Annotated in this window: 11 protein-coding genes; 3 read left to right on the forward strand and 8 right to left on the reverse strand. The window is 61.0% G+C overall.

What is annotated here, in order from left to right:
* Nucleotides 1–272: 272 nt before the first annotated feature.
* The 3 genes from GO499_RS16305 (at nt 273) to GO499_RS16315 (ending at nt 5,763) form a co-directional block, all read left to right on the forward strand.
* Complete coding sequence (locus GO499_RS16305) at nt 273–1,616, forward strand: 8-oxoguanine deaminase (protein ID WP_161863172.1); 1,344 nt, start codon at nt 273–275, stop codon at nt 1,614–1,616.
* A gap of 83 nt (nt 1,617–1,699) precedes the next feature.
* The gene (locus GO499_RS16310; RefSeq protein ID WP_161863173.1) at nt 1,700–3,133 is read left to right on the forward strand and encodes a DUF6212 domain-containing protein; all 1,434 of its coding nucleotides are present in this window, start codon (nt 1,700–1,702) and stop codon (nt 3,131–3,133) included.
* A complete protein-coding gene (locus GO499_RS16315) occupies nt 3,130–5,763 on the forward strand; it encodes a glycosyltransferase (RefSeq protein WP_161863174.1) in 2,634 nt (877 codons plus the stop codon). Before GO499_RS16310 ends, GO499_RS16315 begins: the two co-directional genes overlap by 4 nt.
* Before the next feature lie 100 nt (nt 5,764–5,863).
* Here GO499_RS16315 and GO499_RS16320 read toward each other — a convergent pair whose 3' ends face one another.
* The 8 genes from GO499_RS16320 to ubiE all read right to left on the reverse strand — a co-directional run bounded on the left by GO499_RS16320 (nt 5,864) and on the right by ubiE (nt 13,435).
* Nucleotides 5,864–6,526, reverse strand: coding sequence for a class I SAM-dependent methyltransferase (locus tag GO499_RS16320; RefSeq protein WP_284154785.1), 663 nt, complete (start codon nt 6,524–6,526; stop codon nt 5,864–5,866).
* On the reverse strand, nt 6,504–7,727 hold the full coding sequence (locus GO499_RS16325) for a BtaA family protein (protein ID WP_161863175.1): 1,224 nt from the start codon (nt 7,725–7,727) through the stop codon (nt 6,504–6,506). Before GO499_RS16325 ends, GO499_RS16320 begins: the two co-directional genes overlap by 23 nt.
* Nucleotides 7,724–8,545: a UDP-2,3-diacylglucosamine diphosphatase gene (locus tag GO499_RS16330; RefSeq protein ID WP_161863176.1), complete on the reverse strand. Its 822-nt coding sequence runs from the start codon at nt 8,543–8,545 to the stop codon at nt 7,724–7,726. The genes GO499_RS16325 and GO499_RS16330 overlap by 4 nt, the downstream gene beginning before the upstream one ends.
* 175 nt (nt 8,546–8,720) lie before the next feature.
* Nucleotides 8,721–9,824 carry a site-specific DNA-methyltransferase gene (locus GO499_RS16335; RefSeq protein ID WP_161863177.1) on the reverse strand — a complete coding sequence of 368 codons (1,104 nt, stop codon included), beginning with the start codon at nt 9,822–9,824 and terminating at the stop codon, nt 8,721–8,723.
* 86 nt (nt 9,825–9,910) lie between these two features.
* Nucleotides 9,911–10,429: a ribonuclease HII gene (gene rnhB / locus GO499_RS16340; protein WP_431309874.1), complete on the reverse strand. Its 519-nt coding sequence runs from the start codon at nt 10,427–10,429 to the stop codon at nt 9,911–9,913.
* A 76-nt stretch (nt 10,430–10,505) separates the two neighbouring features.
* Entirely contained in the window at nt 10,506–11,150 is a 645-nt protein-coding gene (locus GO499_RS16345) for a phosphoribosylanthranilate isomerase (RefSeq protein WP_161863179.1), read from the reverse strand.
* 6 nt (nt 11,151–11,156) lie between these two features.
* Nucleotides 11,157–12,689: a 2-polyprenylphenol 6-hydroxylase gene (ubiB, locus tag GO499_RS16350; RefSeq protein WP_161864032.1), complete on the reverse strand. Its 1,533-nt coding sequence runs from the start codon at nt 12,687–12,689 to the stop codon at nt 11,157–11,159.
* Nucleotides 12,686–13,435 (reverse strand): bifunctional demethylmenaquinone methyltransferase/2-methoxy-6-polyprenyl-1,4-benzoquinol methylase UbiE, encoded by a 750-nt coding sequence (gene ubiE, locus GO499_RS16355; RefSeq protein WP_161863180.1) that lies wholly within the window; start codon nt 13,433–13,435, stop codon nt 12,686–12,688. The genes ubiB and ubiE overlap by 4 nt, the downstream gene beginning before the upstream one ends.
* Nucleotides 13,436–13,722 lie beyond the last annotated feature (287 nt).

The following is a 13,722-nucleotide window of genomic DNA, read 5'->3' on the forward strand; positions in this document are numbered from 1 at the left end:
CGGCTGGAGTACCGGGATCTCCGGGTCTTGCAACCCATGGCGGCAGGCCCCCCGATCACTGACGTTTTCCGCGTACATTGCGGCTCCAGGCCAGCGATCTCCTGCACCACGGCTTTGTTCTAACAAAATTTTTTGAGAATGCACGTTTCGCAATATGATGATTGCTGCTTCAGCAACCATCTGTTGATGACATTCCACAATTCCGGCTTATTCATCGCCGGGCAAACGAAATAGTCCGCCGCAGACTTTGCTGGTTTTGGTATGGTTTCGGTATGAAAACCATACTTATCGAGAATGCACGCCTGCTTGTGACAATGGATGACACCCGGCGAGAGATCACCGGCGGATCTTTGCTCATTCGAAATGATAAAATCGTGAGCATTGGCGATCTGACCGGTGTCGACGCGGACCTCCGCATCGATGCGAGCGGCTGCGTGGTGACGCCGGGACTTGTGAACACCCATCACCACATGTTCCAGACCTTGACCCGTGCCGTACCCGGTGGACAGGATGCGGCACTCTTCGGTTGGTTGCAGACGCTCTATCCCATCTGGGCGCGGATGGGGCCGGAAGATATCCGTATCTCGACACTGCTCGGACTTGCGGAACTGGCGCTGACGGGATGCACCATGAGTTCCGATCACCTGTACCTTTTCCCCGGCGGGGCGAAGCTGGATGACAGTATCGCCGCGGCGCAGGAGACGGGGATGCGCTTTCACGCGACGCGAGGGGCGATGAGCATTGGCGAAAGCGAAGGCGGTCTGCCACCCGATAGTCTGGTGGAAGGCGAGCAGTCGATCCTTGAAGATTGCGTGCGGGTTGTGGACCGCTTTCATGACCCGAGCCCGGAAGCGTTGATCAAGGTGGCGCTTGCGCCATGTTCGCCCTTTTCCGTTTCGCGCGACCTCATGCGCGAAGCGGCGCTGTTGGCCCGTGACAAGGGCGTCATGCTGCACACGCATCTGGCCGAAAACGACGAAGATATCAGCTATTCGATGGCCAATTTCGGGTGTCGCCCAGGCCAATACGCGGAGGAACTCGGTTGGACAGGGCAAGACGTCTGGCATGCCCATTGTGTGAAGCTGGATGCGGAAGAGATCGACTTGTTCGCCCGGACAAAAACAGGGGTTGCTCATTGTCCCTGTTCCAATTGCCGTCTCGGCTCTGGCATTGCGCCTGTGGCAGCGATGCGTTCTGCGGGTGTGCCGGTGGGGCTGGGTGTCGACGGCTCCGCTTCCAACGACAGTGGCCATATGCTGGCAGAGGCTCGGCAGGCATTGCTGCTTCAACGCGCCGGGTTCGGACCCGAGGCGCTGAAAGTACGTGAGGCACTGGAACTGGCGACGCGCGGCGGCGCCGAGGTGCTGGGCCGGGGCGATGTCTGCGGCCAACTGACCGAAGGATTTCAGGCCGACATCGCCATCTGGCAGGTCGATGGGCTGGAAACGGCAGGTGCGTGGGATCCTGTTGCCGCCCTCGTGCTGTGCGGACCGATGAAAGTACGCGACATGCTGGTGGCCGGGCGCGAAATCGTTCGCAGCGGTACATTGCAGACCATCGATGGCGAGCGTTTGCTCCGCGACGCGACCGCCGCAACAGCGGCCCTGATGCGGTAGGGCGCATGGGGGAGAAGGGAGTTTTCATTCCTCCACGCATCCGCTACTTCGGGAAGCAATGAAAGCGATGGGGCTGAATCGGTATGGCAGGCAGTTTTGAGCCCGGGTCGGGCGCAGCGTTCACCCTTCTGTTCGGCGACGCTTTCAGCGACGTACCGAACTTGCCGAACATCGCGACACCCAGTCTCTCGCAGTGGATCTCCACGCTTGAAAACGTGGCACCGCTTGGCGCAAGCCCCATCCCGGCAGTGGCCAACCAGGTTATTGTCGGTGCGATCCTGACGGAGGAGGATGCTGCGGCGCTGGCCGCAAATGCCCAGGCCAAGGCATTGGCCGATGCACTTCAGTTTCCGGTGACATTGCTGACGCAGGAGACCACGGCGCTGGAACTTGCATCCATGGCGGCGGGACTGCTCGCAGCACATGCGGAAGCGGGTGAACGCGATGCCGCAGCGGAGCGGGCGGCGCTGGCCGAACTTCGCCAGCAGCATATGGACATGCAGTCGGCATATGCGCAGGTCGAGGAATTCGCCTATCATTCGTTGGCGCCGAAATTCACGCGCACCCAGGAGTTTCGCAATCACGAGGAACGGGCGGAGGTTGCCGCAGGTGGGCCGGCCCTGCTGCAGCGATTGCCGTTCTCGATGCATTCGATGGCGGCACTGGACGTGTGGCTCGCGGAACCCTCCGAAGGCGCGTTGGTGCTTGACCTGAAACGGGGCGTCGGACCGGATTTTCAGGGTCCGGTGGAACTGGCGCTATCCGGCCTAGCGCCGGGCTGGGTGCGTTTTGCTTTTCCGCGTGTGCTGACCGGCGCGCCGGAAGACGCCTTCGCCGAGATCACCTTCCGCGGTGAAGGCAAGGCTGTGCTGGCACTGAGCCACCCGTCGCCAGTCGAAGACTATCACCTGAAGGTCGGTGCCAAGACCCGTCCCTACCCGCTGGCCCTGCGCGGCTTCCGCGGCCTGCCCGGCGCATCGCTGCCGGACATGGCGATGGCGCGAGTGGCCCCGCCGGCGGACGGCAAGGCCAGGATGGTCATGGCGCAGGATCTCTGGCCAATCCGGCTGTTGCCGCGGCTGCACCGGCGGGTGAAATTCCTTTCGTACAAGGATTTTGTCTCTGCAGACTTCTGGGAAGACGAGAACGCTTTTATGGTGCATCCAAGTGTCGAACGCCCCGTCGTGGGCATTCTGCGCAACGTGTCGGTGAGCGCCCTGACAAAGGTTTCCGCGATCATCAACGTCGGGAACGAGAATGCCGGCTCGGTCGCCTTTTCTTTGGGCGTTGCACCGGCTGGCAAGGTGAAGCGTCTTCATCAGGCGATGGCACATCTGGTTCCTTGGACGGTGCTGGCAGCCGGTGAGTTCGGCGTGGTCGAACAGCGGTTGGCTGAACCGGCGGCGGGCAAGGTCGATCTCCTGCTCGCCACATCGATGGAGGGGCAGGAGAACAACGAAAAGGCCTGGGCCTTTTTCCGCGATTTCACATTCACCAATGGTCCTGCCACGGCATGAGCTTCGATCCGAAGATCGCGGTGGTTGTTCCCACCTACCAGCACAGCGGGCTTGTGAGTGAGGCGATCCGCACGGCACTGGCGCAGGTGGGCGGGCCTGAATACGTGATCGTGGCTGTGGATGATGGCTGCCCTTCGCGTGAGACGCGGGTGGCGCTTTCGGGTTGGTCGCGGCTGCATCCCGAGAAGGTACACTACCTCCATCAGGCAAACCGCGGGCTTTCCGGCGCGAGAAATGCAGGCATCGCCTATGCCAGGGGGCACTGGCCCGGATTGGACGCGATCTACCTGCTGGACAGCGACAACCGGCTGGAACCGCATGCAATGCAATTGTTCGGCCATCTTCTTGAGAATGACCCAGACGCGGACTGGTTCTTTCCCAATTTCGACATGTTCGGGCTGGAAAGCACCGCCCACAATGGCGGCCCCTATTCGGTTGCGCGGATGGCCAACTCCAACCAGTGCGAAGCCGGCAGCCTTGTTCGCAGCCGCGTTTTCGACGCCGGTATCTGGTTCGACGAAACCATGCGCAGCGGCTATGAGGATTGGGATTTCTGGCTGACGGCGACCGGCGCAGGTTTCCGGGGGCGGCGCGTGGATCAGTCATTCTTTCGCTACCGCAAGCGGCCGGAAAGCATGTTGGCCGGGTCGCACACCGATGACACCACCCTGCGGGAACGGATCGCCGAAAAACACCGCTGGCTCTATGCTCGCGACGGCGTTGCGCAAGCAGTGATGGCCGAAGGGCCGGTAGCGCTGGTGATCGACCTGCAGAGCGGAACGGGCAGCCTGCGGCACGGGCCGCGGCTGCTGGCGGAAGAGATGGATTTCCCGGCGCTGGCCGCCTACCTGTTTCGGGCCGTGGCTCAGCCGCAGCGGCATACCCTGCCACCCTATGTGCTGCTGGCCCGAGGCGGTGCAGAGCAGGTTCTGGACGATCCGCTCCGCGGCCAGTCCTGGCTGACTCATCTGGCGCAGGGGCTGGTCTACAACACGACGGCGACCTTGCGAATTGCGCCCGAGGTCGAAGAAGGCAGCTATTGGTTCACCACCGAGTATCACAGCGCACCGCAGCCCTTCCCCAACTTTCCACGTACACCGGGTGGCAGAAAACTGCGTGACAAACTGGTGGAGCGGGCGGAAACGCGATTTGGCGAGGCGGATATCGTCGGCCTTCGAACTCGGGCGATGGTACACATGCTCGATGCCCGCGATGTCGGTCAGGCGTTCCGGGAATTGACCGACAGGTCGCGGCCGCCGGAATGCATGGCCTACCTGCCTGAATGGCAATTGCCCGAGGGCACGCCCGGACTGCTACCGTTGTGGCGGAAGTTCACCGACCGGTTGCTGAATTGCCGTTTCGCGAACGATCACCGCCACAAGTTCCGCACATGGCGGGCCGATCCCGCGGTGACGGGACCGTCTGACTTGCCAGCGGTGTTGAGCAAGAACGCGCTCGACGGTGCCCCGCTGTTTATCGAGCGCAAGGGCGGCGAGAAACATATTGGATTTGTTCTGCCCATACTGAAGTTTGGTGGAGTGGAAAAATGCGCCATTGCCCTTGCGCGAGCGATGCGCGCCGAAGGTATTGTGCCTCACCTGTTCATTTACGGCAATCAGGACGCCGCCAACACGGAATGGCTGTACGAACCTTTCGAGTCGGTGCACATGGTTGGCAACGGTGCGTTGCGTGATTGGCGCGGGCCCCGCTACTTGGGAACCAAGATGGCGCCGGAACCACCCAAACCGGTTCTTGCAAGTATCCTCGGCCCTCTCTCGGGAATGGATGCGGTGATCAACGCTGGAAGCGCCGCGCTGCACCATGGGCTGGGACCGCTGAAACGCAAGGGTATCGTCACAGTGGCGTGGGAGCATCTGATCGAGACGGGCCCGTACGGCCGAAGCTACGGTACGCCCTACCTCGCGATTGCCTATGAGGGCGGTTACGATCTGATCCTGACCTGCTCCCGACAACTGGCTACATGGATGCGCGGCCAGGGTGTTCCGGGCCAGAAACTGCTGCCGATTCCGAATGGCCCCGGGTTCCCGATGTCGCCGGAGCGGGTGGCGGAAACTCTGGCGGAGCGGGCGAACCGCGACGCCGATGCGCCTGTCCGTGTCGGGTTTCTGGGCCGGATGGACAGGCAGAAGGGGTTGGACCGTTTCGTGCGTATCGTCGAGGCCTGCCGGGACCTGCCGCTTGAGTTTTCCATTACTGGCAAGGCCGTGCTGGACGGGGCCGAGATGCCGGTAATCCCGCCGGATTTGCCCGTATATCCTGCGGCCTATGAACTCGGTGACGTCGAGGCGGCTTTTGCCCGCATGGACATCCTGCTGATGCCATCCCGCGACGAAGGCCTGCCGCTGACGATCATGGAGGCGCAGCGTGTCGGCGTCGTCCCGATTGTCAGCAACGTCGGTGCGGTGCCGGAGGCGATCCGAAACGGCGAGACCGGCTATATCGTTGCCGCCGACCACGTGGTGGACGAAACGGTATCGCGTCTGCGGCAACTATGCGCGGACCGTGCGGAACTGGCCCGGGTATCGCGGGCGGCATCGGCGGACGCGGACAACTGGACTGTCAATGCGAAGGCAGTAATCGCCGCGCTTCAGGCGCGTTGGCGGGCGTAGTTCCACTACACCGAAACCGGGGCGCAACCTGCATCAGGTGGATGCCTCCGGCGGGGATATTTTTGGAAAGAAGAAGGACGCTGCCGATAAGTTCGCCGGATCAGGATAGCCTGAGAACGCCGTATTGCGCGTAGTCGCGGTAAAGGGCGGTATAGTCGAGGCTTCGTCCCGGTTTGGCGGCGGCGGATTCCAGCGCTTCGTGGAGGTCGGCGCGGGGGCTGACGTGGAATTTCGCCAGCCAAGCCTGTAACCCGCGGTTGAAGCTGCCGGGCAGGCCGCTGCCGGCGCCGAAATCGACAACATGAACGGAGTGGCGTCCCTCGCCCTGATGAATTGAGGAATGCAGGGCCGCCTCCCAATCGGGAATCATCGACAGGCAGTAGGACAGGATGATCCGGTCAGCGTCCCGCCCGAACAGGCTGGCGCACTGAAAATTGGTGGCATCGCCTTCGGCGACGGTGATCCGATCCGACAGACCGGCACGGGCGATGTTTGCCCGGGCTGTTTCCAGCATCTCTGCGGAAATATCGAAACCCGCCAGCCGGCAATCCGGGTACGTCCGTGCGACCTTTATGAGATTGCGGCCCGTGCCGCAGGCAACCTCCAGCACCAGACCACCGGGCGGCGGCGCCAGTTCGCGGATCAGTCGGTCGCGGCCGAGCAGGTAGTACTTGCGGGTGATGTCGTAGATGTGGCGCTGGCGGCGATAGACCGCGTCCATCAACGCGCCGTGACTGCCCTCAGCCCCTGAAGACATAGACATGTGTCGCTCCGTATATGGCGGAACGATCCTCCGCACTGAGTTTCGTGGACAGGTCCGGTTGGTATTCCCAGCGGTCAAGAATGTCCTGCCGGACACGACCGGGCAGGATGTCGGGCACGCCGCCGGTGCGGAAGACGACCCGCGCGCCGTCGGCGGCCGTGCGGGTAATCTCCGCCCAGAGAGCGTTAAGCTGGGTATCCGTCATCCAGTCCTGCGCATCCAGCAGGACATAGCCGTGCTTGCTCGCAACCGGACAGGCCGCCAGCGCCTCGGTCAGGGAAATGTTGTGCACCTCCACATTGGCAGCGGCGGCTTTCACGGCGTCGAAATGCCGTGCCTGCAGGTAGGGTGGCAAAGGGCCGGTGCCGTCGGATCGGTATCCTCGGTTGAAAGCGGCCCATGCGAAGTAGTTCTCCGACACCGGAAAATCACAGATCAGTTTGCGGATCCGGTGTTGCAGCACCGGCAACACATCGCCTTCGCCGTCGGCAGCCAGTTTGTCATACTGGGCTGGCGGGATGCCAAGACCGAAAAGGGCGGCGCGACGGCGGGCGAGAAATTTTACCAGCGGGCGTTTAAACTGGGGGGCAATCTCGGAATCGTAGAAGGCCTGCTGCTCCTCCAGTGTTCTTGCTGCGAGAAGTTTGTCGAACTTCACGCCGCCCAGCCACGCGAGCCAGTGGGCGGAGGTGAGAAACCGGCCGAGGACGCCATATCGATAGAAACCACGGGCGAACATGTTGATGCGTCGCGCCAGCACCCTCCGACCCTGCCAGTAATTCCGGGTTGTCTCATCCAGCTCGGGCGCCAAATGGCTGTCGAACAGCGCCGGATTGCTGGCCCTGTCGGCATGCCCGAAGAGATCGTAGAACTGTTCCTGTGTCAGCACCTCGGCCGCCTTCAGCTTCAGCCGGGCGAGTGCGACATGGGCGGGTGAAAGATCGACAACGAGTATGGAAGCAGGGCTGCGGCTGAGATAGCTCATCATGTTGCAGCCGCCCGAGGAGATGGAGACGAGGTTCTTCTCCGGTGTGATTTCCAGCGCCTCCATGTCGCAGTCCGGGTCTTCCCAGATCTGCGCATACACCAGTCCCTGAAACAGGCTGGAAAACATCCGCTCCAGCATACCTGTGCGGCTGAGTGCCTTGTTCTGGTGCACGGCGGCGCCAAGTTGTTCCCGCGTGGCCTTCGCGACACTCATTCGGCACCTCCGTGATATTCCAGCAAGTTTTCAGTCTTTTTCTTTCTGGGCGTGCGCGTGCGGTTGCGGGACTTGGTGGTGGCGGCCCAGTCGATCAGGCGCAGGGCCCCGGATTGATCTTCGACGACGGCCGTGCAGCTCTCTACCCAGTCCCCGGTGTTGACGTAGAGCATGCCGTCGACATCCCCGATGCGGGCGTGATGGATGTGGCCGCAAATGATGCCGTCGTAGCCGCCCCGCTCTGCCTCGTCGGCCAGCACCTTTTCGTATTCGCCGATGAAATTCACCGCCTGCTTGACCTGGCGTTTCGTCCAGTTGGAAAGGGACCAGTATTGCCCGCCCCACAACCGCTTGATCCAGTTCAGCCAGGTGTTGAGCCAGAGCATTGCATTGTAGGCGCGGTCGCCGAGATGGGCGAGCCATTTGGCGTTCATGACCACCACGTCATACTGGTCGCCGTGGATGACGAGCAGACGCTTGCCATCGGCGGTGACGTGGACGTCCTCCAGCTTCACCTCGATGCCGCCGAAATGCGTGCCGATATACTGGCGCATCACCTCGTCATGGTTGCCGGGTACGTAGATGATCGGTGTGCCCTCATGGGCCTTGGTCAACAATGCCTCGACCACGTCATTGTGGCTCTGCGGCCAGTGCCAGCCGCGACGCAGGCGCCAACCGTCGAAGATATCGCCGATCAGGAAGATCCGCTCGGCCGTGTGATGCTTGAGAAAGTCGAGCAGCATCTCCGCCTGACAGCCCCTTGTTCCGAGATGGATATCGGACAAGAACAGCGTGCGAAAGGTTTTGGCTTTGGGCAATAGGCCTGTCCGGTTGTTGTTTCACCGTTTTGCTACAGCCTTATAACAGCAGTTTTGCGACAATGGATACCGTTGAACGGGCGCGGCAAAGCAGAAAAAACCCCGCCCTCGGAGAGGGCGGGGCAAGGTGGGTGCGTGTAGCACCGGCGGTAAACCTCGGTTGGACGCGATCGTCTCAGGATTTCAGTTCGGCGCGGATTTGCTGGCGTAGCACGTCGATGGGAATGCGCTGGCCTTCGCGGGTAAAGCTCCAATATGTCCAGCCATTGCAGCTTGGCAGACCTTCCAGTTGCGCGGCGACCTGGTGAATGGATCCCTTGGTGTCGGAAGCAACCAGCGTTCCGTCCGCACGAACCTTTGCCGTTCGTTTGCCATTGAGGGATTGCAAGACTTCGCCGGGGTTCAGCATGCCGCGTTCGACAAGCTGGCCGAAAGGCACGCGCGGTTCGGCTCGTTTGGAGGTCGTCACCTCCAGTGACTGCGCATCGAAACGGCGGATGTTGGCTATGCGCTTCTCGGCGACCTTGCGGTAGCTTTCCTCACGCTCGATGCCGATGAAGTGCCGCCCGAGTTTCTTGGCGACTGCGCCGGTGGTGCCGGTTCCGAAGAACGGATCGAGGACAATATCGCCGGGGTTAGTGCTGCCGATCAGCACACGGTGAAGGAGTGCTTCAGGTTTCTGGGTGGGGTGAGCCTTTTCGCCCTTTGCATCTTTTAAACGCTCCGAACCGTTACAGATCGGCAACAGCCAGTCGGAGCGCATCTGAACACCGTCATTCAGCTCCTTCAGTGCTTCGTAGTTGAACGTGTACTTCGAAGCGTCGGACTTTCCGGCCCAGATCATCGTCTCATGGGCGTTCGTCAGCCGCTTGCCCCGAAAATTCGGCATCGGGTTGGTTTTGCGCCATACCACATCGTTCAAGATCCAGAAGCCTGCGTCCTGAAGGGCGGCGCCAACACGAAAAATGTTGTGATAAGAACCAATTACCCAGATCGCGCCGTCTGGTTTGAGTACCCTGCGCGCGGCTTTGAGCCATGCCCGGCTGAAGGCATCGTAGACTGCAAAGCTGGAGAACTGATCCCAATCGTTGTCGACTGCGTCGACAAGGCTGGAATCAGGCCGGTGCAAATCTCCCTTGAGCTGAAGATTGTACGGTGGATCCGCGAAAACCAGATCGACCGAATTCTCCGGCAGAGCGTTCATCTCCGCCACACAATCCCCGGCCAAAATCTGATCCACCGGCACCGGTTTTGCCGGAATTTTCGTTTTCGTTTTCATCTGCCTGCCAACCAATATTTGGTGCTTGAGGAGAAGATGATTCAAAAGCGAATCGCGGTCAATTTTTATTTGAATCAGTGGGTTAGTTAAATTTCTTCACACAATATCTTGTGTATAGGTTTGAAAGAACGCCTATGGTGAGGGGTAATCCCTAGGCTCTGAAGCGCCTGCTGATGCAACTTTACACCATATCCGGCGTTCGTCTCCCAACCGTAGCCGGGGTACTGTTGCGCCAGTGCAACCATCATTCTGTCGCGTGCTACTTTTGCAACGATAGAGGCGGCAGCAATGCTCGCGGATAGGTTGTCGCCTTTCACGATCGCCTGCGCCGGGCACGGAAAATCCGGCGGAATGCGGTTGCCATCGATCAGCGCGAAATGCGGAGAACTCGAAAGTCCGGCCACCGCCCGCCGCATCGCCAGGTAGGTGGCCTGAAGAATGTTGAGCCTGTCGATTTCTGCGACGCTGGCCTCGCCCAAACCGACATCGGCGGTCGCAAGAACCTCCGCCGCCAGAACTTCACGCCGCGCCTTGGAAACAAGCTTAGAATCCTTCAGCCCCACAGGTACGTTAGCCGGATCGAGAATGACGGCACAGGCGACCACCGGCCCGGCCCAAGGGCCGCGCCCTACTTCGTCGATCCCGCACACAGGCGCATCACACCGGCTCTCAAAGGCCAGGTCAGGCACGTGATACCGCGGCAATGAAGAGGTCGAGCAGATCCCTGTTGAGCACCATAGCTCTCCGCAGGCCCGAACACACATCGACCCCGAAGGGGCGGACGGCACGTATCGCCTCGACGACGTTATCAGGCCGCAGCCCGCCTGCCAGCCAAACCGGGACGGGACATTCGCGCACGATTTCGGCGCTGATTTTCCAATCATGCACACGCCCGGTGCCGCCTAGTTCTTTCACTGCCTTGTTGGGCGAGCCGCTGTCCAGCAGCAGTGCGTCCGCATGATCCCAGACGTCTCTTGCGTTGTCTACGGCGCTGGGACCGTTGACATGAATGACCTGGATGATCTGGCGCTTGGGCAATGCTTCCCGAAGCAGCCGGATATCGCGTGTGGCCACCCTATCCACCAGTTGAATGGCCGTCGTCGGGCAGCGGGTGGCATGGGCTATGATGTCGTCAGCCTGGGTTGCCGCCGTCAAAAGCGCGGTCTCCACCTGTACCGCGCGCGCGATCTCGGCGATGCGTGCATCCGGGATAGGGCCGGGGCCGGATGGCATCTCACCGACAAGGCCCAGCATGTCCGCCCCGGCAGAGAGCGCGAGTTGCGCTTCCGCCAATGACTGGATGCAGCAGATCTTGACCCTGGTCATGGTTCCTCAGAATGCGCTGACGATCAGCCCGATGAAGGCCACCAGCCCTCCGCCTGTAAACAACCAGCCCCACCACGGCAGCATTTCTGAGCGGTGGGATCTGCGGTTCGCAGGCTTGTTGGCGCGGATCAGCGCGTCTTCGGCCATGCCGGGCAGCAGCGGACCAAAACGGGAGAGAACGCGCACGGTCGTTGCAATGTCGCGCAAGACGGCCTGAGGGCCGAGATTGTCACGAATGTAGTCCTCGACAACCGGCTTGGCGGTTTCCCACATGTTCATTGCCGGGTTGAGGCTGCGGGCCACCCCTTCGACCACCACCATCGTGCGTTGCAACAGGATGAGTTCGGTACGGGTCTCCATGCCGAAACGTTCCGTGACGTCGAACAGATGGGCCAGGAGCTTGGCCATTGATATTCGCCGCGCATCCTGCCCAAAGATCGGTTCACCAACGGAGCGCAGTGCCTGAGCGAAAGCGTCCATGTCCCTATCCGCCGGCACGTAGCCTGCTTCGAAATGCACTTCGGCCACGCGATGATAGTCTCGCCGCAGAAAGCCGATCAGAATCTCGGCGTAGACGCGGCGGGTATAGGCGTCGATCCGTCCCATGATGCCGAAATCCAACGCAATGACGTCACCGTTGGGGGCAAGCTTCAGGTTGCCCTGGTGCATATCTCCGTGAAAGAATCCGTCGCGCAGGGCGATCTTAAGGAACATCTGCAGCACCCGCTCGGACAGACGGATGAGGTCGGCGCCCTGTGCTGCCAGAGCCGGGACGTCGCCGAATTTTGTGCCTTCGGCCCAGTCCAGTGTCATCACCCGACGGGCGGAAAGATGCCAGATCACTTCCGGAACCTGGAAGCCTTCGTCCTTCAGCGTGTTGGAGCGGAATTCGTCGGCCGCGGCAGCTTCCATTCGCAGGTCGAGTTCACCGACGACGACACTTTCGAAATGCTCGATCACATCCATCGGCCGCAACCGGCGGGCTGACGGTGAGAGCAGTTCGACCATCCGGGCCGCGAAGTAGAAGGCATCGACGTCGCGCAGGAAGGCACGTTCGATACCCGGACGCAAAACCTTTACGGCGACGGTGCGCCCAGTTTCCCGCTCCACCGCCTGATGGACCTGCGCCAGCGAAGCCGCGGCGATGGGCGGATCGAAGCGTGAGAAGATCTCTTCCACCGGTTGACCGAGTTCGTGGGCAACGGATTTTTTTGCCGTCTCCATATCGAAGGGCGGCAGCGCGTCCTGCAGCATTTTCAACTCATCTGCCAGTTCATCGCCCATCACATCCGGACGCGTGGACATGATCTGCCCGAACTTGATGTAGGCCGGGCCGAGAGCCGTGAGTGCGCGGGAGATCGGCGGCAGGTTCGGATCGCCGGCATAGCCCAGCCAAGCGAACGGCCAGCCCAGCACGCGGGCGGCAATGCGGAGGGACCGCGGGGCATCCAGTGCCTCAAGCGCCAGACGCATGGCGCCGGAGCGTTCGAATGTCGCGCCGGTGCGGATCAGCCGCCAAATATTGTGCGGACCTCTCAAATCTTCCAGCCCGAATGCAGGCACGCAATGCCCATCGACAGGTTGCGATAGCTGACCTGTCCGAATCCCGCGGTACGGATCATGGAGGCAAAGGTCTCCTGATCGGGAAATTTGCGAATGGACTCTACGAGATATTGATAGCTTTCACTGTCGTTGGCGATCGCCTTGCCAAGGCGGGGGATGACGTTGAAAGAATAGAGGTCATAGAGCTTCTGCATCCCCTGGTTTGGTAGCTGGCTAAATTCCAGCACCATCAGGCGCCCGCCGGGCCGAAGCACGCGGAAGGCTTCGGAGAGGGCGTCTCCAATCCGTGTAACATTCCTGATGCCGAAGGAGATCGTGTAGGTGTCGAAGCTGTTGTCTTCGAACGGCAGTGCCATCGCGTCGCCTACCACCCAATCGAGCACGCCGGCGTGCTTGCGCGTCTGCGCCCTGCGCTCGCCCTCACGCAGCATGTCCTCCGTCATGTCGAGCACGGTCGCACGGGCATCATCCTGCACTCGGTCCAGATAACGAAAGGCAATATCGCCGGTGCCGCCGGCTACGTCCAGAAGGTGCGTTCCGGGGCGCGGCGCAAGCCAATCCATCATCGCATCCTTCCAGATTCGGTGGATGCCGAGGCTCATGGCATCGTTCATCACGTCATACTTGGAGGCGACGCTGGAAAAGACACCGTGCACCATGCCGGCCTTCTCATCTTCCGGCACGTCCCGGAAGCCGAAATGTGTGGTGCGCTCGTCTGCCATCTGCCTGCCCTCTGCCACGATTTGTGGCAGACTATAGGGTGCGGACCGGAAAGAACAATTCCGCGCTTTTGTCGCGGGGTCGGCCCTGACAACGAAGTCGCGAAGGCTGAGTTGAAAGACCCGCTTTCAATTCCAGATGGAAAACACGGTACATGAGTGAAAAATGAACATATTTCGTTTCGTCTCTGGCTGTAAAAATGCCGTATTCCCGGCGTCCGTTGAAGACCGCTGCGTTCGCGGCGGGTCGATGGTCGTTGCAACTTTTTCCTGTGCCGTGTTCAGTCCAG

The organism is Algicella marina (assembly GCF_009931615.1).
Lineage (GTDB): Bacteria > Pseudomonadota > Alphaproteobacteria > Rhodobacterales > Rhodobacteraceae > Algicella > Algicella marina.